Source organism: Clostridium sp. YIM B02500, from assembly GCF_022324665.1.
GTDB lineage: Bacteria > Bacillota > Clostridia > Clostridiales > Clostridiaceae > Clostridium > Clostridium beijerinckii.
The window spans coordinates 132720-153300 of record NZ_JAKGTE010000010.1; the positions used below are offsets into that span (position 1 = coordinate 132720).

A 20581-nucleotide genomic window follows, 5' to 3' on the forward strand; every position below is an offset into this window, starting at 1 on the left:
GTAAAATTCTATGGAAAAATACACAAGAAAAGAATTGGTAGATGCACTAAAAGTTGTATCGTCAACTATTAATAATTGTGAAAAAGCTCAGCTAAAATTTGCAGAAGGTACCTCACAACATACACTTCTTAAAAATAGGTTAAAAGCTCTATACATTTCAAAATCGTTAATAACATATGAAGATATTATGGATAAATATACAAAAGAAGAATTAATAGAAGCACTACGACCTGTAGCTTCTATTATCAGTAAATGTGAGAAGGCTCAGCTAAAATTTGACGAGGGGACATCTCATCATACTCGCCTTGAAAATATCATAAATGCAATGTATATTTCAAAATCGTTAATAACAGATGAAATTAATAAAAGAGATAGCAAGGCTTGATACTATTTTCATATAGAGTAGAAATCTGTAAAGTTTACATAACAAATGAAAATGTTTTTTTAATTAACTAATGTGTTACCTTAAATTGTGTTATAATAGGAATATATTTACAAGGGTGAATATTAAATAGAACTTATAAAAGCACAAAGTTAGGGGAGAAATAAATACATGAAATATATAAACAATTGCCAAACAGTAGATAAACTGAAAAATATAATTTTAATAGCAATTATTTTCATTAGTTTTTTTATTATTTCATCTAATGTACAAGCAACTACTATTACAAATGATCAAACATCAAATTCTAAAATCGGATGGACAATTGATGGGAAGAAGATTAAATCAGGTAGTTTATCAACAGACTATAATACTGAACAAGTGCTAAATGATATAAATAAGTTTCAATTGAATACCTTAAATATACCTGTAATGATAGATATTGATAATATTTCTTCGAGTAATATGATAGTTGATAAAATAAGTGAAGAAAAGGCAATTGATTTAATTAAACAATTGAAGAATACAAATGCAGATATAAATGTAATATTAGAGCCATACCCTTGGGTAGAGCAGGGGACAAAGGCTGAAACTGAATGGAAACCTAATAACATGAATGCTTTCTTTTTAAATTGGAAGACTAATGTATTAAAGACATTGATAACTGATATTGCAGTTCCATATAATGTAACAGCCCTAAATATAGGAAGTAATCTAGTTAACATGGAATCAGAAGAAAACAATTGGTGTGATATTATAGATTATGTTAGAACATATTATAAAGGATTGGTAACATACAGAACAAATAAATGGGATACTGCTTCATGGGCTCCTGAGAGTATCACTGCATATAATAACAAGTTAAATAATAAGTTATTTTCAAAAGTTGATTTTATTTCTATAGCAGCTTATTTCGAACTTACAAATAATCCTACAAATACTGTTGGAAATCTTACCAGCGCAATAGAAAATTCTCAGATAGATTTTGATGGACAAGTTAGACATCAAAATATAAAACAAGAAATAAAAAATTTCTATGATAAATGGAATAAGCCTATTTTCTTTGGAGAACTTGGTTTTCCTAAATTTGATTATGCATCATATGAGCCTTGGAATTGGAATCCATATAAGAATAATGGTATTAATAACGTTGAGCAAGCCAATTGTTTTGAAGCCTATAGAAGAGAGTTCCAAGATGAACCTTGGTTTTTAGGATTTTCTATATTTGCAGTGGGTGAACAAAGCAATGACAAACATTATTATCCAAGTCAAGAAAGTACAGAAGTTATAAAAAAATGGTATAGCAATGGAAAATAAATTATTCCGTGCAGTTATAAAAATAAATAGTAAATTGAAGTATCGCGTATCATATGATAAGTGATACTTTTTGTTATAGATTCAATTAAATTTGTGGCGCATTCTTCGCAAAGGTAAGAGAATTAATGCATAAAGGATATTTTATAGGTAAAGTATATTTAACAATTATAGATGGATTTGCATCCCTATAATTGCTAAATATAGGGATGTTATTTATTAACTACAATTCTTTATCAAATTTGTAACGATAATAAATGCCATATCCAACAATAAATAAATATGCAAAAACTAAAAGAAGAGTAGCTACCATATCAATTCCCATTAAAGCAAAAGTGAGAATTAGAGCACCAAATATAAATATCATCATATTATAGGCTTTAGCTTTTGCATGATTTCCAATAGTAATATTGCGTTCATCTAATTTTTCAATTTTAATTTGTTTGCAAATATCGGGATGGTTTTTTAATGCGCTACTACTGATAACATTTCCCATGCCATGACCAAAAATTCCACATCCAAATCCTACACACACATATGGTAGTGATCTCATAATCCCTTGCGGTTCAATAATTGTTTTAACTAAATATAATCCTATACCTAATAGCAGCAATCCGAATATTACTGAAAAGTAAGTTGTAATGTTCTTTTTCATTTTATTTGTTCCTCCTCATAAATAAAAATTTCTTCAATACTCATATTAAAATATTTTGCAATTTTAAAAGCTAATATAATTGAAGGGTTGTATCTTCCGTTTTCTAGTGAGCCGATTGTTTGTCTCGATACTTCAAGAGCAATTGCCAACTCTTCTTGTTTTATGCCATGCTTTTTTCGTATTTCCTCTAAGCGATTTTTCACATCGTCACTCCTTTTTCATGTAAAGTTTACTTTCCTTACTTGAATAATATCATTGCGTTTTCTTAATGTCAAGCTAACTTTCCGTAATGCGAAATATCAGTAAATACTTTGTGCCTTATATCATAAAAGTCATTAGGGCAATCTGCTGATGTATGATGATAGAAAATATGCATATTAAAGAAGAGTAGTTATTCTGAATATAAAAACATTTCTATCAGAATGAATTGTTATTTTTTGATAGTGCTTAAGATCTCTATACGTCAAGAGAAAAATTTTCTGTTATACTAATATTAACAGGAGAAAGATGGAATCTTATGTAAGAACAAAAGTGTTAGGAAGAGTACATGCGAAGAATTCATAAAGTTTAGGATTACAATAGAAAAAACGAGGACTAAGAACTTCTAACTAAGTTAGCATATTACATAATATAGATATTGGGGGATTCGGCATGAAGAAGAAAATACTTTTAATAACACCTGAGAATGAGGAAATTAATAGATTTAGAAGAAGTCAATTTAACAATTTTATTCAGATAACTATGCCATACCTGGCAGCTTTTATAGATGAAAATAAATATGAAATAACGCTAGTAGATGAATATAATCAAAAAGTTCCCTTTGAAGAAAATTTCAATCTGGTTGCAATAACTGTAAATACATCAAATGCTACCCATTGTTATAATATATCAGAGAAGTTTATGAATAAGAATATTAAAGTTGTAATGGGTGGTCCTCATGCAACATTATTACCAGAAGAAGTAAAAAAACATTGTGATTATATAATGGTGGGAGAGGGAGAAATTATATGGCCAGAATTTTTAGAAGATTTCTATAAGGATAATGCAAAACCAGAATATATCTGCAAAGAAGTACCTAATCTAAAAAATATGCCAACAGCAAGAAGAGATCTAATTCATAAAAGATACTTTACAAAAGGTGCAGTTATTTCTTCAAGGGGATGTCCTTACAATTGTAGTTATTGCAATTTAAAGCAAATTTATTGCGAGCCGTTTAGGACAAGACCTATTAAAGAAGTTATTTCTGAAATAAAGACCATGAAAAGTAAGTTTTTTGTATTTTGGGATGATAATTTCTTTGGGGATATAAATTTTGTGAAAGAATTACTGATAGAGTTGAAAAAACTTAATAAAAAGTGGGCAGCACAAGTAACATTAGAGAGATGTAAAGATGATGAATTATTAAAATTAGCTAGGGAGGTTGGCTGTGTATACTTTTTTGTAGGAATAGAATCTTTTTCACAGGATAGTTTAGGAAGTGTAAATAAAGGGATAAATGATGTAGATAAATATAAAAGTATCATAGATAAGATCCATAATAATGGAATTTGTGTACAAGCAGGAATAATATTTGGATTTGATACAGATAAAAAGGATGTATTCAAGAAAACTCTGGATGCCTGCAATGAGCTAGGAATAGATGGAGCAACTGTAAGTATATTAACGCCTCTGCCTAAAACACCAGTATATTCAAAGCTAAAAGAAGAAAAGAGATTAATAACAGAGGATTGGAGCTATTACAATGGAAAAACAAGAGTAGCTTTTATACCTAAAAATATGAGTGCAGAAGAACTATTTGAAGGATATATGTGGTTTAGGAGAGAGTTTTATTCTTTAAAATCTATTTATAAGAGAATAAGAAAATCTAAAACAAACATATTATATAACTTAATTGTAAATTTAGGATATAAGATAAGTCTTAACGGTACAAAAAATGATTTTTAGTATATTAGATAATTCTTTAAAGTAACTGGTTTATATGAATTATGAAGTTTGTTATAATTTAAACTTTAAATTATTCATATATCAATTGGGTTAATAATGAAAAGATAGGATTTAGAATTATAAATGAAATATACTTTTTATAATTAAACAGAATGGTATTTATAAGATTTACTATCATTAGCTAAAAGATAAATTGTAATTTGTAGGGTAGTTTAAACTGCTAAATTATTTAGAAATAAAGAGGTGCAATTATGAAAATACATGATAAATGCTTGCCGTGTATGGTTAACCAAGTTATTAAAGTAGCAAATATTACAGGGGTTAACAATAAGGAAGAGTTATTGAAGGAAGTTTTTACATATCTCAGTAAAATGGATTTTGAGGCAACTACACCAGAAATTATTGGAGAAATTTTTGGCATGATAAAAGAACATACTAATAATCCGGATCCATATAAAGAAACTAGAAATTATTATAATACATTATTTTTGAAACTGTTACCTGAATTTGAGAGGAAGATTGAGCAAGCTGAAGATTCGTTTCAATTAGCAGTAAGGTATGCCATTGTTGGTAATATCATAGATTTCAATCCTATTCACAATACATTATTAGAGGATATATTTGATTATTTTGAAAAAATGGAACAGTTGGAACTTGCAATAGATGATTCTAGAGAGCTAGCGGAAGATATTTTAAATTCAAAAATATTATTATACTTAGGTGATAATTGTGGAGAAATATGTATGGACAAGATTCTTTTAAGAAAAATAAAAGAACTAAATCCTAATGTTAAAATATTCTTTGGAGTACGAGGTAAACCTGTTGTAAATGACTCTATAGCTGAAGACGCATATTCTGTAGGAATTGATGAAGATGCAGAGGTTATTGATAATGGAGATGGTTCTCTTGGGACTGTTTTAAAAAGGACAAGTCGTGAGTTTAAAGAAGTCTATAAAAAGGCTGATGTAGTAATTGCTAAAGGGCAAGCAAACTATGAATGCTTGAGTGAAGAAAAGAAAAATATCTATTTTCTTTTAATGACTAAATGTGATGTGATTGCAAATGATATTGGTGTTCCGGAAAAGAAAATGATTTGTATGAAAAACAAATTTTAATTACAGGAGGTGTGTAATGAGTAGTCTAATAGCACAAGCAATCTTAGGGATTATATTTAGAATTTTAGTATTAATATTATGTGTATTAGGAATATATGCTATTGTCTTATTAATTAAGGCTCTAAAGATCTATATTAAAAAGAATTCTTAGTTCTATGCATAAATAAGGCAAGCGTTAATCAAGAAAGATTTAAAGATATCTAACTAAGAGTTTATCAGCTTTGAGATAAAGGATAAAATAAATTTATATACTAATGATGGAGAACAATGAGGAAAAGTCGCTAATGCAATTGATGAGGAATTAGTTAGTGATGTTTTATTATATAAAAGCAGAGATGTAAGGAGAAAGATATTATGGAAAATAAAAATGGAAATCTATTAATGGCTCCGCTATGGCTAATGTATCCTGAAATTCCAAATGGAAGCATTGGATGGAGAATGGGATATGGTGAAGGATATGCTATAGATTTTTACTTATGGTTTAATAAATTAGAAGAGGATGAGAAGAAAAAGTATAAAGAAATGTTTCCGGAGCCTAAAAGATGGGAAAGAGAAGATAATATTTATGAATACAATAATTATTGGACATACACTTGGCAAAAAGATGGTAAGCCTGAATATGATTTAAATAACCTTATTTCAGATTATAAAGATGGAAAGAACTTGGAATATATTTATTTCTGGGGACATCATCCTAAAAAAGACGGAGGTATTACAAAGTCTTGCTTTAGCCAGTGGTGGAAGAGCAGGTTCAACATTGGACATACTGAATATTTATTTATGGAACAATATATGATGGCAGAAAAAGCTAGATTTTTTGGAGATAAAGAAATAGAAGAAAAAATTATGAATAGTAATGATCCTAAGGAAATAAAGAGCTTTGGACGTAAAGTAAGAGGTTTTGATGAAGAAATTTGGAACAGAGCTAAATATTCAATTGTCATAAATGGAAATTATAATAAGTTCATGCAAAATGAAAGATTAAAAACATTTCTTCTCTCAACAGGAGATAAAATATTAGTAGAGGCAAGTCCATATGATAATGTATGGGGAATACAGATGTCTGAGGAGGATGTTAATATCAAAAATCCAGAATTATGGCGCGGGGAAAATTTACTCGGATTTGCACTAATGGAAGTTAGAAATGAAATAAAAAGAGTATGTAAAAATAGCAATATGATTGATTGGGTTTCGTTGCATAAGAGATATAGTTAATGTAGTACAGATAGATGACATATTTATTTTATAAAGTAAATTCTAACCAAAGTTTTTATTGACAAAATATAGGTTAGAGAATATACTGATAAAAAAGTAATCATATAAAATTAGTATGAATTGAAAAATAAATATAAGTATAATATATGCTTAATAAAAATAAATAAGAAATGATTGACTAGAAAGCTAGAGATCGTAGAAATTTAGGGTGGTTAAGTCTTTTTTGGACTTTTCCTGCTTAGGGATTTTTGCGGTCTTTTTTGTTTTATTTTAGGCAATAGGCACTATCAAAAAAATTATTTGGCTGTGGGGATGTGTTTATGGATTTACAAAATTTTATTAGGAAATTTCAAATACCAGAGGCGGCTTATCCGTTCATCAACAAGATATTTACTAAAGAAGAAATTGAATTTGTAGATAAGATGGACAAGGATGCATTTACTAAGAAGGACATAGAGAAAATTATAGATGAAAATTCAGATGAGTTTATAAAAAATAGCTATAGAAGAGGTATTATTTCACTTGTAGATGAAGAAACATCTACATATAAAATAGCAAATTTTTATAGTAGATTAGATATTTTTTCAATATCTGAGCAAGAGGTTTATAGAAGTATCCCAAAGGAAGATCAACTTGCTATGGATGCCTGGTATTTTAAGGCTTATTATGATGGGCTAGACCCTGATTTTAGTGTAAGGCCTACAGAGGATGAAATCTTACCACTTAACAAGGTGTTAGAATTCATTGATACTCAGGATAGGCCTGTTTATCTAAATTATTGCGATTGTAGAAGCCTTAGAGGTGAATGTGGAAAACCAACTAAGACCTGTATTACGTATAGAAATGGAATTAACACATTTGCACATAGAGGTTTATCAGAAGAAATAGATAAAGAAAGAGCAAAAGAAATAGTAAAAAATGCTGATAAGAAAGGTCTTATGCATACTGTTAATTCAAATGGTATATGTAATTGCTGTGGAGACTGCTGTTATTTATTTAGAAGCCAGGCAAAAAGAAATAGCAGTGGATTTTGGCCAAAAACAAATCAAATCATTGAATTTAATTCACATAACTGCGTTAAGTGTGGTGCTTGTATAAAAAGATGTAATTTTGATGTATTTACTAAGGTTGATGGAATCATAAAAACAGATATTTCAAAATGCGTAGGTTGTGGAATTTGTTCAAATTCATGTCCTACAAAGGCACTTAAGTTACAGGAAAGAAAATGATATGCTTGAAGATACACCATATATTTTGAGCTAGCAAAGAAAGTGCTTTTGTTTATATAGGGAGAGATTGAATAAACATTGAGAGTATTAAGTATGGTTCAAAAAGTTTAGGTATATGGTTTGATATATTTTGAATGTGATTAAATTAAAAGAGAGGGATTAAAATGAGTTACGAAGCATATAAAAATAATCAGTTAGGTTTTACTACAAGACAATTACATGCAGGTTATAATCCAGCAGAACATTATAGATCAAAAGCAGTTCCAATTTACCAAACAGCAGCTTTTGAACTTGGGGATTTTGAGAGATGTATTAGATTATTTGATTATTCTGAAGAAGGTCATTCTTACGTAAGATTTTCAAATCCAACTAATACGGTACTTGAAAGAAGATTAGCATCACTTGAGGGAGGCATAGAAGCAATTGCATTAGGTTCAGGAATGGCAGCAATATCTAATACTTTTTTGAATATCGCAAAATCAGGGGATGAAATAGTAGCTGTTAATACTTTATATGGAGGAAGTACAACCTTATTAAATAGCATTTTACCTGATTACGGAATTGTTGGAAGGTTTGTAGAAGATGAAAATGATATAGAATCATACAGAAAAGTTATCACAGAAAAGACAAAGGCAATTTATATTGAAAGCCTTGGCAATCCTGGTATGAATATAATCGATATTGAGGCTGTGGCTAATCTAGCTCATGAACATGGAATACCATTAATTGTTGATAATACTTTTGCAACACCGTATTTATTAAGACCATTCGAATATGGAGCGGATATTGTTTGCTATTCTGCAACCAAATATCTTGCAGGTCATGGGACAACAATTGTAGGTGCTGTAGTTGAAAAAGGTGGTTTTAATTGGTTAAATGGGAAATTCCATCAGTTTGAAAAATTTTATGATGAATACAAAGATACGATAGGAAAAGATATTTTAGATAAAACCATGTTTACTAAGAGACTTAGAATCAGATACTTAACTGATTTAGGTGCACACTTAAGTCCAACTAGTGCATTTTATTTATTGCAAGGCATTGAAACTTTATCTTTAAGAATGAGAGAACATACAGCTAATGCGCAAAAGGTGGCTGAATTCCTTGAAGGTCATCCGAAAGTTATTTCAGTGGCTTACCCAGGACTTAAAAGTAATAAGTATCATGAGTTAGCTAAGAAATATTTTCCTAAAGGTCCAGGCGCAATAATGTCTATAAGATTAAAAGGTGGAATAGAGGCAGCAAGAAAAGTCCTTGAAGAAGTTAAAGTATTTGACTACATGGTAAATGTGGGAGATGCAAAATCACTTATTGTACATTCAGCAACATCAACTCATTTTGGACAATCTAAAGAAGAAAGAGAAAAAGCGGGTGTATATGACGATACTTTAAGATTATCAATAGGAATTGAAGAAGCAGAGGATTTAATGGCAGATCTTAAGCATGCCCTTGATTCAATAGATGAATAGAGAATATTAAATAATCAATATTTTCCTATAAAGCAAACCTATGTTCTGAGAACATAGGTTTGCATAGACAAATGTTATATGATATAATTACTGGAAGAAAAGAGGAAAGTTTCTAATAATTAATGATATACTAAGCAATCAAAGATATATGAGCAGTTACAAATTTTATTCAATAATTACAATAATAATTTTGAATATGTCGTATATACTTACAAAGATAGGAATTATATATTATTATCTATTAAGCGTAAGCACAATTCTATGTATCTTTGACTTAGGAGCCGTATAGCATTTTTTTAGGAACGTTAACAATTTTAATATTTTTACCAAAGGTTTTGTAAGAACTTAAAATTTTTAGGAATTATACTTTTTCTATAAGGGAAGTGAAAATATGTGGCAAAATATTATAGATTATTTTCAAAAGGACATGAATAATTATCTGCAGGCAATAGGGCAGCACTTAGAAATAAGTTTACTATCCTTACTTGTAGCAGCAATTATTGGAATTCCCTTTGGAATATTATCTACCAAAAACAAAGTATGGTATCGATGGGTAACAACTTCGTTTAACACTCTTAGAATTGTTCCAAGCCTAGCTGTTCTTATAATGTTCATTCCTATTGTAGGAACAGGTGTTAAACCAGCACTTATTGCATTGGCGTTGCTTGGAATACCACCAATATTATTAAATACAGCACTTGCCTTTAACACAATTCCTGAATTTATGATAGAGACTTCAATGGCAATGGGAATGTCAAAAGCGCAGAGTTTTTGGAAGGTAAAGGTGCCATTAGCTGCGCCTCTTATGCTAACAGGAATTAAAACTGCAATGGTCGAGATAATCGCTAGTGCTACACTTGCTGCTTATATTGGTGGCGGTGGAGTTGGGAACATTATTTTCACTGGATTAGGACTGAATAGAGCAGATTTGCTTCTAATAGGTGGTGTTACTGTAGCAATTCTTTCAATGCTTGCAAATGTAATTATGTTAGGTTTTGAAAAATATCTGCTTAGATATAAGTATATTGATTCAAATATATAGTTTTAAGTCGCGTAATCATTATAGATTAGTGAGAGTATGAAAAAATGACATATGAGCTTTAGATAAGATCATCAAAAGACAAATAATAAAGATTAATTCAGATTGGGGAGTGATAATTATGAATAAAAATATTAAAAGAATCATAGGAACGCTATTAATTACAGTTACACTTGGGGGACTTGTTGCTTGCGGAAATAGTAAAGGTTCAAGTGGAGATAAAAATACAATCCGTATAGGGTCAAAGGACTTTACAGAAAACTCAATAGTAGGTGAAGTTTATGCATTAGCTCTTGAAGATAAAGGTTATAAAGTAGAAAGAGTACCTAATATAGCAAGTTCAGTTATTCATACATCGCTTGTAAATGATGAAATTGATTTATACCCAGAATATACTGGTACTGGATTATTAGCAATTTTAAAGAAGGATTTAATTACAGATCCAAAGCAAGTTTATGACACAGTTAAATCTGAATATGAAAAGCAATTTAATTTAGAATGGCTTGACTATTCACCAGCAAATGATGGACAAGGTTTAGTGATTCGTACAGATGTAGCAAATAAACTTGGAATTAAAACTATTTCTGATTTACAAAAGCATGCGGGTGAAATTAGATTTGCATCACAAGGTGAATTTGATAAGAGAGAAGATGGTATTCCAGGATTAGAGAAGGTTTATGGAAAGTTTGATTTTAGATCTACAAAGGTATATGACAATGGATTAAAGTACGAAGTGTTAGCAAATAATGAAGCAGATCTTGCACCAGCATCTACAACAGAAGGTCAATTAGTAAAACCTGAATTTACTTTATTAGAAGATGATAAACACGTATGGCCTCCATATAATTTAGCGCCAGTAATTAAAAAATCAGTATTAGATGCTCATCCAGATATTGCTGATATTTTAAATAAAGTTAGTGCGAGCTTAGATACTAAAAAGATAACAAAATTAAACGCAGAAGTTGATGTAGATAAAAAAGAATATGAAGAAGTAGCTAAGGAGTATTACGATTCTATTAAATAATAGATAGAAGGAGATATTCAAGATGAGTATAGCAATAGAGTTTAAGAATGTTTATAAACAATTTAAAGGATCAGCACATAGCGCAGTTGATAATGTAAGTCTAAAAATTGAGCATGGAGAATTCATTACAATCTTAGGATCTTCTGGATGTGGAAAGACAACACTTCTTAAGATGATTAATCGCTTGTATGATCCACATAAAGGAAGTATTGAATTTTTTGGTGAGGATATTAGCGGTAAAGATCCAGTAGAGTTTAGAAGAAAAATAGGTTATGTAATTCAACAGGTTGGTTTGTTTCCACATATGACCATAGAAGGTAATATAGCGACAGTTCCAAAGATACTTAAATGGCCTAAGGAAAAAATAGAAGCTAGAGTAGATGAATTACTTGAACTTGTTGGTCTTGAGCCAAAGGAATTTAGAAATAGATATCCAGCTCAATTATCTGGTGGACAACAGCAACGTGTAGGACTTGCTAGGGCTTTAGCAGTTAACCCTGATGTAATGCTGCTTGATGAACCATTTGGTGCTATTGATGCAATAAATAGAATAAATCTTCAAGATGAGTTATTAAAGATTTATAATACTTCAAAGAAAACATATCTGTTTGTAACTCATGATATCAATGAAGCATTTAAACTCGGTAGCAAAGTGTTAATAATGGATAAAGGAAAGATACAGCAATTTGATACACCAAGAAATATTGCTAAAAATCCAGCAAATGATTTTGTAAGATCACTAATTAATTCTGCAAAAGGGCAGGAAGTATTTTTGGAGGATTAGAAATTTATGATTGACTATTTATTAAAATATCCTGATAAATTATTAAAAGCCTTTGTAGGACATATAGAAATTGTATTGATTACTTTAGTGATTTCTATAATATTAGCATCATTATTAACAATATTAGCGGCTTATTCAAAAATAGCATCTAAATTGTTGGTTAATATATTTGCTATGATATATTCAATTCCTAGTTTAGCATTATTTGCGATTTTGGTTCCAATAACAGGGCTTGGTAAAGTTACTGCAATTATAGTTTTAGTACTTTATAATCAGTACATACTACTAAGAAACACAATAGATGGTCTTAATAATGTAGATGCTTCTATTGTAGAAGCGGCAACTGGAATGGGAATGAGCAAAAGCCAAATATTATTTCAAGTCAAGTTACCTTTAGTTACTAAGCCAATCTTTGCAGGAATCCATCTTGCAGTAGTGTCGACAATAGGTATTGCTACAATTGCAGCCTCTATTAATGCTGGCGGGATTGGAAGTGTATTATTAGATGGGCTTAGAACAGTAAATACAGCTAAAATACTATGGGGAACCTTAATGTCAGCAGGCTTAGCTATAGTAGTAAATGCAATACTTAATCTGATTGAGAAAAAGATTACTTAAAAGTTTAATTATTAGATATGCTATTGTAGGAATAGGTATTGATTCATAAAAGTTTTTGTTGACAAGCAAAAGATTAGACTATATACTTTATACAAGTTAACATATAGAAATAGTAGGAAAAAATTATCGCAATTTAAATAGGATCAAAAATGAATAATAGTGATTGACTAGAAAACTAGAGATCGCAGAAGTTTTGGAGAAAACATGGCATTTATTAAAGTGTCGTTGTTAAAGAAACTTTTGTGGTCTTTTTGTTATTAGCTAAATTAAATAACTAATTATAAATAAATTAATGGGGGAATTAAAAATGAGGAAAAATTGTTTAACATGTACAGACTGCGGAGTTACAAATTGCGCGTCGAAGGATAAGGCGTATCCAGATTTTTGTCTTACTACATCATTATTAGAAGATGAGCTTAACGATATAGTAGAATTATATATCAATAATCCAGAGGACAAAAAAATAGCCCGAGCAGCGGCAGAAGTTGAAGGCGAATTTTATTGTACCATTCCAAGAGTTCAAGAAATTATAGAATTTGCAAAAAAAATTGAAGCAAAAAGGATTGGGATTGCAACATGTGTAGGTTTAATTAATGAAAGTAGGATATTTGCAAAAATATTAAAGAAAAATGGATTTGAAGTTTATGGAGTTGCATGCAAGGTTGGCGCTGTAGAAAAGAAGAAGATTAATATAAAGGATGAATACATAAGGAAGGCTGGGGAGTCTATGTGCAATCCAATTATGCAGGCTAAGCTTCTAGATAAAGCACAAACTGATTTAAATGTAGTAGTGGGCTTATGTGTTGGACATGATAGTTTATTTTATAAATATACCAATACAGTTACAACAACATTAATTACAAAAGACAGGGTACTCGGTCACAATCCAGCAGCTGCACTATACACTTCAAATAGTTACTATAAAAATTTACTAAAATAATAAAGTGGATAGATAGAATTCACAGAACAAGCATTAATAAAATATAAAATTTAATTAAGATTAAAATGGAGGGCTATTAATATGAAAAAATTTACAAGAATTATGGGGTTAATAATGATATTAATTATATCAACAACATTACTGTCTTGCCAAAAACAAGTAAGTAATGAAAGTAATCAAAGTAGTGAAAAAGTTAAAAAAATTGTGGTTGCAGTATCTGGTTCACCAAAGCCTTATAATTATGTAAATGAAAGCGGGGAATTGGACGGATATGAAATAGCTATTTTAAAAGAGATAGATGGAAGATTACCAGATGTTGAACTAGAATTTCAAAAAACAGACTTTGCAGGATTGTTTGCAGGGTTAGATTCTAATCGCTATCAAGTTGTTGCGAATAATATGACTAAAAAACCTGAACGTGAAGAGAAATATCTATTTGGGGATACTTCATATGTTAAAAATCATACTATTATTGCTGTAAGAGAAAATGAAACAAATATAAAAACAATCGATGATTTACAAGGAAAAAATGTTCCAGGAAGTTCTTCCGGAAATGCAACAACGTTGTATTTAGAAAAGTATAATCAAGATCATAAAGACAAGCCAATAAATATAATTTATACAGAAGGTGATTATTCAGCAATATTACAAGATTTACAAAACGGACGGTTTGATGCATATGTTGTAGCTGAGACTTACGTAGATACAGCTTCAAAAGCACTAAATTTAAACTTTAAAAGATTACCAATAGCAAATGAAGAGGAAGTACAGCAGTCAAAGGCATATTTTATGTTTAGAAAAGATCAAGAAGAACTTAAAAAGGAATTTGATGGCGTTTTAAATGACTTAATAGCTGAAGGAAAATTGAGTGAGTTAAGTATTAAATATTTTGGCAAAGATTATTCAAAGTAGGGAGGAATAGTCTATGCAAGATATATTTAAACCGTCCTTTATACTTAAGTCTTTTCCAGAAATACTAAAATATTTACCAGCTACATTAGAAATAGCGTTAGTTTCAATTATAAGTGGTCTGCTATTGGGATTCATTATAGCAATTATAAGAATTAAACAGGTACCTATAATTAATAAAGTATTAACATTATATGTATCATTTATGCGTGGAACACCGCTTTTGGTTCAATTATATTTATCATATTATGGTATTCCACTTGTAGTAGAATACATAAATTATAGATTTGGTACAAAGTACAATATTAATAATATTCCAGCAATAGTATTTGTATTTCTAGCATTTGCTTTAAATGAAAGTGCATATACATCAGAAACTATTAGGGGCGCAATACTTTCAGTTGACAAAAAAGAAATTGAAGCTGGACAATCTGTAGGAATGACTTCAGTAACAATAATGAGAAGAATAATTTTGCCACAGGCTCTGTTAGTTGCTATACCTAATCTAGGAAATACATTAATTAGCTTAGTTAAATCAACATCACTTGCATTTACAGTTTCTGTAATGGATGTAATGGCATCTGCTAAAGTTATAGCCGGAAGAAATATGAGATTTTTTGAGGTATACATAGCTATTGCCATAATATATTGGGTAATTTGCTTGATTATAGAGATAGTATTCAGAAAAGTAGAAAAGAAGCTAAATATACAAGAAAGGGAGATAGCAGATGATAGAGGTTAAAAATTTACACAAGAGTTTTGGTGAAAATCATGTTTTAAAAGGTATAGATTTAACTGTTAAAACTGGAGAAGTGATCACTATAATTGGTTCAAGTGGTTCTGGAAAATCAACATTTTTAAGAACTTTAAACTTTCTAGATAGTGCATCTTCCGGAGAAATAGATTTAGATGATATTCATATAGATGTTTCGAAGGCAAAGAAGAGTGATATCTTAAATATTAGAAGAAACACTGCAATGGTGTTTCAAGGATATAATCTATTTAAAAACCGCACAGCATTAGAGAATGTTATGGAAGCCTTAGTTATTGTACAAAAAAAGGATAAGAAAAAAGCAAAAACTGAATCGATAGAGTTGTTAGCTAAGGTGGGATTGAAAGATAGGATAAATTATTATCCACACCAATTATCAGGTGGGCAACAACAAAGAGTAGGTATAGCTCGAGCTTTAGCTATAAATCCAAAAGTTATTTTATTTGATGAGCCAACATCAGCATTGGATCCGGAAATGGTATCCGAGGTATTAAGTGTAATAAAGTCTATTGCACATAGTGGAATTACACTTATTATAGTTACACATGAAATGAATTTTGCACGTGAAGTTTCAGATAGAATAGTATTTTTCGACAATGGAACGATATTAGAAACAGGAACTCCAAAAGAATTTTTCTTAAATCCTAAGGAAGAGCGCACAAAGCAATTTTTAAGAAGGTTTAATCAAGCATTTATCTATGAAATATAAGGGGGATTATAATATGTCTGACTTTGATGAAGTTATAAATAGAAAAAACACATCCTGTTCTAAATGGGATGGACAAGGAGGCGATTATATTCCTTTATGGGTAGCTGACATGGATTTTAAGTCACCTAAGCCAATCATTAATGCAATAATTAAGAGAACAGATCATGGGGTTTTTGGGTACACTCATGATGAGAGTTCATTAAAGGAAATAATTTATAATTTTTATAAGAAAGAATATAATTATAAAATAAAGAAGGAATGGATTGTGCTTATTCCTAGTGTAATGCCTGGAGCTACTATGGCGTGTAGGATAGCTAATGGTGATATGATGTTTAATACCCCTATGTACCCACATATAAGGAGATTACCAGGGGAAGTTAAGTGTAGTGCAATAGAAGTACCATTGAAAAAATTTAACGGAAAATATACCTTTGATTTTGAAGCAATGCAACAGAAAATTGATGATAATATTAAGGTTTTTGTATTATGTAATCCCCATAATCCAGTAGGTAGAGTATATAGTAGAGAAGAATTGGAGGAATTAGTTAAGTTTTGCGACGAAAATAATTTATTATTAGTTTCAGATGAAATACATAGCGAATTAATTTTTGAAGGAAAGCATATTCCAGTGTTTACTTTAAATGAAAAAGCTAAAAATATAAGCATTACTCTAACAAGTCCTGCAAAAACTTATAATATTCCAGCGTTACCTTTAGGGTTTGCTATAATTCCTAACGAAGAAATTCAAAGAAAATTTAAAAAAGAGATTTATGGCGTTTTTGGACATCCAGCAGTATTATCGGTAGAAGCTTTTAAGTCTGCATATACTGAATGTGATCAATGGAAAAAGGAATTATTACAATATTTAAAAGAAAATAGAGATTATGTAGAAGAAAGAGTATGCCCAATAAAGGGCCTAAAGATTAATCATAATGAAGGAACTTATCTTGCTTGGATAGATGCGAGTGAAGCAGGCATCGAATATCCATACAAATTTTTCTTAGATAAAGCAAAAATAAAATTTTCTGATGGAGCTGATTTTGGAAAAAAAGAATTTGTTAGAATAAACTTTGGTTGTCCAAGAGCCAATCTAAAAGAGGCATTTGATAGAATAGAAGAGATATTATAATGAGATGGAATTTTATATAGCTAAGGTAAAAACAGTGGTTCAAACGTAATTCCATATATCTGAAATGAGCATTTTATAGCAAAAGAGTTAGAGCTTATGAAAAATAGATAATATCAATAGAAAGATCTGTTAAAATTATTTTATGATTTTGATAGATTTTTCTTTTTTTATACGAATTAATATATGTAAGTACAAACTTACTAAATTCAAGCTTGCTTTATCCGATAGCTAGCATCTGTAACATTCCCTCTTCTTCAATAGGGAGATAACAGCTGCACGCTTCTGGATAGGTTCAACTAAATTCAGCTGGAGTATGAAACTCCACCTGAAAAGTTTACACTTTATGGGAAGAGGTGGAAAATGAAGGTGAATGAAGATAATTATATTAAAGAATTGAGAAATAGGAATGAAAAAGCCTTAGATTATGTTATTGATAATTATGGTTGGATTATAAAATCTATTGTAGGAAAGCATCTATATGGTCTCCATAGTGTTCAAGAAGAATGTATAAATGATATTCTTTTAGGGATTTGGAACAACATAAATAGCTTTGACGAAAGTAAAAATGAATTTAAAAATTGGGTAGCTGGTATATGTAAATTTAAATGCATTGATTATAAACGAAAATATTTAAAAGATCTACAACATGAAAATATTGATGATTTGAATATCAGTGAAGATGGTGTTGAATCGAAGAATTTAGAAAATGAATTAAGTAATGAAGTAGAATCGCTACTTGGATGTTTAAAGGAGAAGGACAGAAATTTGCTTTATAAGCTATATGTTGATGAAATGGACATTAATGAAATAAGTAACGAATATGGAATGAAAAAAGAAGTTATATACAATAGATTATCTAGGGCAAAAAAGAGAATAAAAGATATTTTTAATATTGATAATAGAAGAGGTGTTAAGCATGAAGAATAACATATATAGTCTGCTTAATGAAGCAAACATCGATTTAGATGAATACAAAAAAGAAGATTTTAATGATATTGAAAAGGAATCACTTAAAAAGAATATTAGGAAATCTATAAAAAAGAGTAGAAAACAAAATGTCGGAAAAAAGATAATAGCTGCAGCTGCAATAATAGCAGTACTAGTTGGTATGTCTTTTGGAAATACAGGAGCTTACGCCATATCAAAAATAAATTTATTCAGCGAAAGTATTTCAAGTTTCCTAGGAATAGAGAGAAATTTAGAAGATTATAATACAGTAATCAACAAATCTGTTACAGACAATGGAGTAACAGTTAAATTAAATGAGGTAGTGTTAGATGAAAATGAACTACTTATATCTACTGATATAAGTTCAGATAGGTTTTTAAAAGAGTATGAAAGTTGGGGAAGCGAAATGACTCTTTATATAAATAATAAAAAAGTTAAATTTACTGGTGAAGGTGGTGGGAGAAAACGTATAGACGATTACACTACACAGCAAGTTGCAAGTTATGATTTAGCTTCAATAAAAGACATGGATTTAAGTGGAGATTTAAATGTAAAGATTGTATATTCCAAAATGATGGTAAATTATAATGATGATATAAATGGAACTTGGAAGTTTGAATTTAAAACTAATGGGGATAGGCTGAAAATAGATACTAAAACTGTAAATCTTGATTATGAATTTAATATTGAGAATGGAAATAAATATATATTAGAAAAATATACAGGCAATGCTTTAGGTCATAAAATATATGGAAAAATAATTAATAATTCAACCGAGAGAGGAACATATGCTATTTTATTAAAAGGGCATGATGATTTAGGAAATAAGGTGATATTTGATTTGATAAAAGGAACAAAAGATGGGTTTTTGCTAAAATACGAAAATGTATTAGTTGGAAATCTTAATGAAAAGGCAAGTAAATTAATTCTGACACCTTATGCAGTAAAAATGCCAGAACAAGGTGGTGAGGAACCTAAATTTGATGAATATAAAAAAGTTGGAGATGAATTTACAATAAATATTAAATAAAAAAGTAATGGGGGAGAACCAAATCTAGATAGAGGAGGTTCTCCTTTTTAAGTAATATCTATTTAGAAAATAATCTAAATAGATATTGACTTTGAAGATAAGAATTGATATATTCTATTTAGAAATATTTCTAAATAGAATATAAAAGGGAGATGATAATTTGGGGTTTCCAGAAACTTTTAAAGCATTGTCAGATCCAGTTCGGAGAGAAATTTTAGTAATGCTGAAAAGTGGTAAAAAATCAGCTGGGGAAATTTCAAAAGAATTTGATATGACAGGTGCAACAATTTCATATCATATATCTCAATTAAAAAAAGCAGGTTTGGTTTTAGAGACAAAATACAAAAATTTTATATATTACGAAATCAATGTATCGGTATTTGAAGAAGTAATGCTTTGGTTTTCGCAATTTGGAGGCAATGAAGATGAAAAAAGATAACATTTTATGGATTACAACTATTATTTGTTTTTTGCCATTGATTCTTTCATTTGGATTATATGATAAATTACCTGAAGTAGTGCCTATTCATTTTAATTATGCAGGTGTTCCAAATAATTATGTGCCAAAAGCAGTTGGAGCGTTTGGAATGCCGGTTTTAATGGCGATAATTAATATTTTTATACACTTTAAGCTTAATAACGACCCAAAGAAAATTAATTCACCATCTGCATTGAAGTATTTAGGAAAGTGGTCTGCTCCAATTATTTCGGTTGTATTAGTTCCCGTCACCTTATTTATTGCACTTGGATATAAAATTCCTATTCAAATTATTACATCAGTAGTCGTAGGAGTCATTATTGTAGCATCTGGAAACTATTTACCAAAATGCAAGCAGAATTATACTGTTGGTATTAGATTACCATGGACATTAAATAGCGAAATGAATTGGAATAAAACTCATCATATGGCAGGATATCTTTGGATACTTGGCGGTATTTGTATGATAATCTTAGGCTGTATACAGATGAAAAGTGCTTTATTAACTTTAATTATTTTATTAGTTATTGTAGTAATTCCATGTTATTATTCATATTGGTTATATAAAAATGGGGTATAATAAACATATGTATGCTTTCTTTTACTATATTAAAGAAAGCATACACTATATGGATATTCAATTTAAATATTTAACTTATTAAATGAACATATTTCCATATTTACTATATATAAATGGTTATCTTAGCTAGAAATCATAAATATATTTGTGAAGAAAACATTTGAAAATGAGCTGCTAAGATTCTTAGTTGTAGATTGTTCCACTTTAGCTTGTCACACTGAAAGTGGGAGCATGCTAAAGTGGTGAAATCTGCTGCTTAGAATCTTCAGCGATATTTTCATAGCTTTTCGGAACAAAA

23 protein-coding genes are annotated in these 20581 nt (G+C 29.7%); 21 read left to right on the forward strand and 2 right to left on the reverse strand.

Annotated elements, in window-relative coordinates; genetic code table 11:
* The first annotated feature begins 10 nt into the window (after window positions 1–10).
* Both L1S46_RS10985 and L1S46_RS10990 read left to right on the forward strand, forming a co-directional pair.
* Window positions 11–385, forward strand: coding sequence for a hypothetical protein (locus tag L1S46_RS10985; RefSeq protein ID WP_238900000.1), 375 nt, complete (start codon window positions 11–13; stop codon window positions 383–385).
* 168 nt (window positions 386–553) lie between these two features.
* Entirely contained in the window at window positions 554–1699 is a 1146-nt protein-coding gene (locus tag L1S46_RS10990; RefSeq protein WP_238900001.1) for a hydrolase, read from the forward strand.
* Between the two features lie 220 nt (window positions 1700–1919).
* Here the strand turns inward: L1S46_RS10990 and L1S46_RS10995 are convergent, their stop codons facing one another.
* A complete protein-coding gene (locus tag L1S46_RS10995) occupies window positions 1920–2351 on the reverse strand; it encodes a DUF6442 family protein (RefSeq protein ID WP_238900002.1) in 432 nt (143 codons plus the stop codon).
* Window positions 2348–2554, reverse strand: a complete 207-nt coding sequence (locus tag L1S46_RS11000; RefSeq protein WP_077855117.1) for a helix-turn-helix transcriptional regulator — start codon at window positions 2552–2554, stop codon at window positions 2348–2350. Before L1S46_RS11000 ends, L1S46_RS10995 begins: the two co-directional genes overlap by 4 nt.
* Before the next feature lie 448 nt (window positions 2555–3002).
* On the opposite strand from L1S46_RS11000, the gene L1S46_RS11005 reads away from it, so the two are divergent.
* The 19 genes from L1S46_RS11005 to L1S46_RS11090 all read left to right on the forward strand — a co-directional run bounded on the left by L1S46_RS11005 (window position 3003) and on the right by L1S46_RS11090 (window position 20283).
* Window positions 3003–4295 (forward strand): radical SAM protein, encoded by a 1293-nt coding sequence (locus tag L1S46_RS11005; protein WP_238900003.1) that lies wholly within the window; start codon window positions 3003–3005, stop codon window positions 4293–4295.
* A 251-nt stretch (window positions 4296–4546) separates the two neighbouring features.
* Window positions 4547–5410 (forward strand): ARMT1-like domain-containing protein, encoded by an 864-nt coding sequence (locus L1S46_RS11010; RefSeq protein WP_238900004.1) that lies wholly within the window; start codon window positions 4547–4549, stop codon window positions 5408–5410.
* 16 nt (window positions 5411–5426) lie between these two features.
* Window positions 5427–5561, forward strand: coding sequence for a hypothetical protein (locus tag L1S46_RS26340; RefSeq protein WP_275298991.1), 135 nt, complete (start codon window positions 5427–5429; stop codon window positions 5559–5561).
* 203 nt (window positions 5562–5764) lie between these two features.
* The gene (locus L1S46_RS11015; RefSeq protein WP_238900005.1) at window positions 5765–6625 is read left to right on the forward strand and encodes an NADAR family protein; all 861 of its coding nucleotides are present in this window, start codon (window positions 5765–5767) and stop codon (window positions 6623–6625) included.
* A 320-nt stretch (window positions 6626–6945) separates the two neighbouring features.
* On the forward strand, window positions 6946–7854 hold the full coding sequence (locus tag L1S46_RS11020; RefSeq protein ID WP_238900006.1) for a 4Fe-4S binding protein: 909 nt from the start codon (window positions 6946–6948) through the stop codon (window positions 7852–7854).
* A 164-nt stretch (window positions 7855–8018) separates the two neighbouring features.
* Window positions 8019–9323 (forward strand): O-acetylhomoserine aminocarboxypropyltransferase/cysteine synthase family protein, encoded by a 1305-nt coding sequence (locus L1S46_RS11025; protein ID WP_238900007.1) that lies wholly within the window; start codon window positions 8019–8021, stop codon window positions 9321–9323.
* A 391-nt stretch (window positions 9324–9714) separates the two neighbouring features.
* Window positions 9715–10365 carry an ABC transporter permease gene (locus L1S46_RS11030; protein ID WP_238900008.1) on the forward strand — a complete coding sequence of 217 codons (651 nt, stop codon included), beginning with the start codon at window positions 9715–9717 and terminating at the stop codon, window positions 10363–10365.
* Window positions 10366–10483: 118 nt separating this feature from the next.
* Window positions 10484–11386 carry a glycine betaine ABC transporter substrate-binding protein gene (locus L1S46_RS11035; protein ID WP_238861613.1) on the forward strand — a complete coding sequence of 301 codons (903 nt, stop codon included), beginning with the start codon at window positions 10484–10486 and terminating at the stop codon, window positions 11384–11386.
* A 22-nt stretch (window positions 11387–11408) separates the two neighbouring features.
* Window positions 11409–12170, forward strand: coding sequence for an ABC transporter ATP-binding protein (locus tag L1S46_RS11040; RefSeq protein ID WP_238900009.1), 762 nt, complete (start codon window positions 11409–11411; stop codon window positions 12168–12170).
* A gap of 6 nt (window positions 12171–12176) precedes the next feature.
* Window positions 12177–12788: an ABC transporter permease gene (locus L1S46_RS11045; protein WP_238900010.1), complete on the forward strand. Its 612-nt coding sequence runs from the start codon at window positions 12177–12179 to the stop codon at window positions 12786–12788.
* 307 nt (window positions 12789–13095) lie between these two features.
* The gene (locus L1S46_RS11050) at window positions 13096–13728 is read left to right on the forward strand and encodes a DUF1847 domain-containing protein (protein WP_238900011.1); all 633 of its coding nucleotides are present in this window, start codon (window positions 13096–13098) and stop codon (window positions 13726–13728) included.
* 81 nt (window positions 13729–13809) lie between these two features.
* A complete protein-coding gene (locus L1S46_RS11055; RefSeq protein ID WP_238900012.1) occupies window positions 13810–14640 on the forward strand; it encodes a transporter substrate-binding domain-containing protein in 831 nt (276 codons plus the stop codon).
* 13 nt (window positions 14641–14653) lie between these two features.
* Complete coding sequence (locus tag L1S46_RS11060) at window positions 14654–15379, forward strand: amino acid ABC transporter permease (protein ID WP_238900013.1); 726 nt, start codon at window positions 14654–14656, stop codon at window positions 15377–15379.
* On the forward strand, window positions 15366–16118 hold the full coding sequence (locus tag L1S46_RS11065; RefSeq protein ID WP_238900014.1) for an amino acid ABC transporter ATP-binding protein: 753 nt from the start codon (window positions 15366–15368) through the stop codon (window positions 16116–16118). Before L1S46_RS11060 ends, L1S46_RS11065 begins: the two co-directional genes overlap by 14 nt.
* 13 nt (window positions 16119–16131) lie before the next feature.
* Window positions 16132–17247, forward strand: a complete 1116-nt coding sequence (locus L1S46_RS11070) for a PatB family C-S lyase (protein ID WP_238900015.1) — start codon at window positions 16132–16134, stop codon at window positions 17245–17247.
* Window positions 17248–17607: 360 nt separating this feature from the next.
* Window positions 17608–18174 (forward strand): sigma-70 family RNA polymerase sigma factor, encoded by a 567-nt coding sequence (locus L1S46_RS11075; RefSeq protein ID WP_238900016.1) that lies wholly within the window; start codon window positions 17608–17610, stop codon window positions 18172–18174.
* Window positions 18164–19225: a DUF4179 domain-containing protein gene (locus L1S46_RS11080; protein WP_238900017.1), complete on the forward strand. Its 1062-nt coding sequence runs from the start codon at window positions 18164–18166 to the stop codon at window positions 19223–19225. The genes L1S46_RS11075 and L1S46_RS11080 overlap by 11 nt, the downstream gene beginning before the upstream one ends.
* A 160-nt stretch (window positions 19226–19385) precedes the next feature.
* Window positions 19386–19664, forward strand: a complete 279-nt coding sequence (locus L1S46_RS11085; RefSeq protein ID WP_012059708.1) for an autorepressor SdpR family transcription factor — start codon at window positions 19386–19388, stop codon at window positions 19662–19664.
* The gene (locus L1S46_RS11090) at window positions 19651–20283 is read left to right on the forward strand and encodes an SdpI family protein (RefSeq protein WP_238900018.1); all 633 of its coding nucleotides are present in this window, start codon (window positions 19651–19653) and stop codon (window positions 20281–20283) included. The genes L1S46_RS11085 and L1S46_RS11090 overlap by 14 nt, the downstream gene beginning before the upstream one ends.
* The last annotated feature ends 298 nt before the right edge of the window (window positions 20284–20581 follow it).

What these genes read in the sequence shown, in the direction of transcription:
- L1S46_RS10985 (WP_238900000.1), top strand. Translation starts at nt 11, where the DNA reads ATGGAAAAATACACAAGAAAAGAATTGGTAGATGCACTAAAAGTTGTA.
- L1S46_RS10990 (WP_238900001.1), top strand. Translation starts at nt 554, where the DNA reads ATGAAATATATAAACAATTGCCAAACAGTAGATAAACTGAAAAATATA.
- L1S46_RS10995 (WP_238900002.1), bottom strand. Translation starts at nt 2,351, where the DNA reads ATGAAAAAGAACATTACAACTTACTTTTCAGTAATATTCGGATTGCTG.
- L1S46_RS11005 (WP_238900003.1), top strand. Translation starts at nt 3,003, where the DNA reads ATGAAGAAGAAAATACTTTTAATAACACCTGAGAATGAGGAAATTAAT.
- L1S46_RS11010 (WP_238900004.1), top strand. Translation starts at nt 4,547, where the DNA reads ATGAAAATACATGATAAATGCTTGCCGTGTATGGTTAACCAAGTTATT.
- L1S46_RS26340 (WP_275298991.1), top strand. Translation starts at nt 5,427, where the DNA reads ATGAGTAGTCTAATAGCACAAGCAATCTTAGGGATTATATTTAGAATT.
- L1S46_RS11015 (WP_238900005.1), top strand. Translation starts at nt 5,765, where the DNA reads ATGGAAAATAAAAATGGAAATCTATTAATGGCTCCGCTATGGCTAATG.
- L1S46_RS11020 (WP_238900006.1), top strand. Translation starts at nt 6,946, where the DNA reads ATGGATTTACAAAATTTTATTAGGAAATTTCAAATACCAGAGGCGGCT.
- L1S46_RS11025 (WP_238900007.1), top strand. Translation starts at nt 8,019, where the DNA reads ATGAGTTACGAAGCATATAAAAATAATCAGTTAGGTTTTACTACAAGA.
- L1S46_RS11030 (WP_238900008.1), top strand. Translation starts at nt 9,715, where the DNA reads ATGTGGCAAAATATTATAGATTATTTTCAAAAGGACATGAATAATTAT.
- L1S46_RS11035 (WP_238861613.1), top strand. Translation starts at nt 10,484, where the DNA reads ATGAATAAAAATATTAAAAGAATCATAGGAACGCTATTAATTACAGTT.
- L1S46_RS11040 (WP_238900009.1), top strand. Translation starts at nt 11,409, where the DNA reads ATGAGTATAGCAATAGAGTTTAAGAATGTTTATAAACAATTTAAAGGA.
- L1S46_RS11045 (WP_238900010.1), top strand. Translation starts at nt 12,177, where the DNA reads ATGATTGACTATTTATTAAAATATCCTGATAAATTATTAAAAGCCTTT.
- L1S46_RS11050 (WP_238900011.1), top strand. Translation starts at nt 13,096, where the DNA reads ATGAGGAAAAATTGTTTAACATGTACAGACTGCGGAGTTACAAATTGC.
- L1S46_RS11055 (WP_238900012.1), top strand. Translation starts at nt 13,810, where the DNA reads ATGAAAAAATTTACAAGAATTATGGGGTTAATAATGATATTAATTATA.
- L1S46_RS11060 (WP_238900013.1), top strand. Translation starts at nt 14,654, where the DNA reads ATGCAAGATATATTTAAACCGTCCTTTATACTTAAGTCTTTTCCAGAA.
- L1S46_RS11065 (WP_238900014.1), top strand. Translation starts at nt 15,366, where the DNA reads ATGATAGAGGTTAAAAATTTACACAAGAGTTTTGGTGAAAATCATGTT.
- L1S46_RS11070 (WP_238900015.1), top strand. Translation starts at nt 16,132, where the DNA reads ATGTCTGACTTTGATGAAGTTATAAATAGAAAAAACACATCCTGTTCT.
- L1S46_RS11075 (WP_238900016.1), top strand. Translation starts at nt 17,608, where the DNA reads ATGAAGGTGAATGAAGATAATTATATTAAAGAATTGAGAAATAGGAAT.
- L1S46_RS11080 (WP_238900017.1), top strand. Translation starts at nt 18,164, where the DNA reads ATGAAGAATAACATATATAGTCTGCTTAATGAAGCAAACATCGATTTA.
- L1S46_RS11090 (WP_238900018.1), top strand. Translation starts at nt 19,651, where the DNA reads ATGAAAAAAGATAACATTTTATGGATTACAACTATTATTTGTTTTTTG.